Genomic DNA, 1,969 nt, shown 5'->3' on the forward strand with positions numbered 1-1,969 from the left:
GGAGAATTGGGAAATGATGTGCTCTATGGTGATGATGGAGATGATATGCTTATTGATTATTATGGTGCTAATATGTTGGATGGTGGTAAGGGTAATGATCGGATCTGTGTAGCCTCAATGGATAGAGGGCTCCCTGGCAGAAATATCATTCAAGGGGGAGAAGGTGATGATGAAATATATTTGGGCACAGGAACTCATCGTATAACAGGTGGACAAGGAAATGATACCTTTAATTTTTTCTGCTATGAGGGCGTTGAAAGCAATAGTTCAATTTGGGATTTTGAAAAAAACAAGGATAAAATAACGTTGATCACTAGGGATTATAGAAAAATAGATATATCAAAAATGAAAAAAGTTGATAAATTATCAGGAGATAAAAATGAATTTTCATTAAATCATAACAAACCAGCCAACAAAACCATCATAGACGTTTCAACATCTTCTAACGATGATAAGTCCATTGTACATATAGAGATTGTCGGTATATTTAACCATGATGAACTCTTTGCAGTATAAATACATTTCACCATATGATTTGTAAAACTTTAAATTATTTCTCTATAAATAATCATCAATTATTAATAACAATTCAGCACAATATGCGTATAAACATTAATAATAATCAACTAAAAATATACGAAATAAATAGTATGTTTTTATAACATTTATTTCTATATATACTTCTATCATTATAAAAGTAAGAAATATAGAACATTCTCTTTTGGTAAAAAGAATTTAGTATGAATAGTTTTAATTCAATAAAAAAACAACTTACTTCTATTTGTCTGATGGTAAAATAGTTATAGATGATATGTATGGTTGAGCTAAATAACCACATAGTAATATCACACAAATAACTTATATACCTCCTAATTATGATAAAAAAGAGATTATTTAAACCAAAAAATTCAGTAACAGAAAAAATAGAAAAGGCACTGTAATAATATTGCGGTACCTTTTTTATTAAAAATAATAATACATCATGTTGCCAATAATACAAACACATAACAATAATCTTAACTAATAATGTAGAAATGCTGACAGGTATTTTTTAAAAAAGAAATTAAAAAATAAATAGACAATAATTAGCCTGCTATTAAACATTAATTTATTTTGTAAAAAAACACATAGATAATTTATCTTTAAATAAAAAGGACATTATATGAAATTAATAAAAAACACTAAAAAACCAACTTTCTTCTATTTGCTTGATGGGGTTATATCAACAGGCGCTATATCAGGTTGGCCTAAAAATTCAATAGATGGAACAACGCATCTCACCTATACATTTCCTAATTACAGTGAGCGGTCAGAAAATATAAGAAATAAACATCCGATAACAGAAAGTCAAAAAAAAGAAGCATTAAAGGAGCTAGCAGAATATTACAAATTAGACTATGAAATAGAAAAAATGAAAAAAGAAATAAAAGCTATTGAAGATAAAGATAGTGAGGGTTTCCAAAAAAGAATTGAGGAAATAAATCAAGATATAAAATCAAAGAGTGAGAGAAGTGGCCAGATAATAAAGAACATACCTTTATATTTTTTGGCTACACCAATGACGATATTTCCTCATCAACAAGAAGTTATCACAGAAATTTTACAATTGGCTTCAGATTTCGCAGACCTTACTTTTACTAGAGTACCTATACAAAAAAATGCCAATTTAAAGTTTGGCTATTTCAATCATTTTTACAAAGATTCAACTACTTTTTTTATGACGAGAGGAAATGGAGGCTTTGCTCAATATCCTAACTATAACGGTACACCTATAAAAGAGATCGGGCCAAATGAAGATTATGATATCCCTGGAACCATATTTATTAATTTAGCTACACATGAATTTTATAAATGGGAAAACGGGGATAATATTGATAAATATATAGAAAATGAGGCCAATCCCGGTGATTTATATAATTACCATGATAATAATCAAGTTGCTATAATAAAAAGTACGGATGTGTTACTC

At 28.3% G+C, this 1,969-nt stretch carries 1 protein-coding gene and 1 pseudogene; both read left to right on the top strand.

Going from position 1 to position 1,969, the window contains the following annotated elements:
- Positions 1-516 (top strand): M10 family metallopeptidase C-terminal domain-containing protein (locus AACQ49_RS02850; protein WP_202611290.1); only part of this gene is annotated, 516 nt, incomplete at its 5' end.
- 646 nt (positions 517-1,162) lie between these two features.
- Positions 1,163-1,969 (top strand): annotated as a pseudogene (locus tag AACQ49_RS02855) (metalloprotease); the annotation flags it as partial.

The sequence above is a fragment of the Proteus sp. G2675 genome, from assembly GCF_963886535.1.
GTDB classification, from domain to species: domain Bacteria; phylum Pseudomonadota; class Gammaproteobacteria; order Enterobacterales; family Enterobacteriaceae; genus Proteus; species Proteus mirabilis.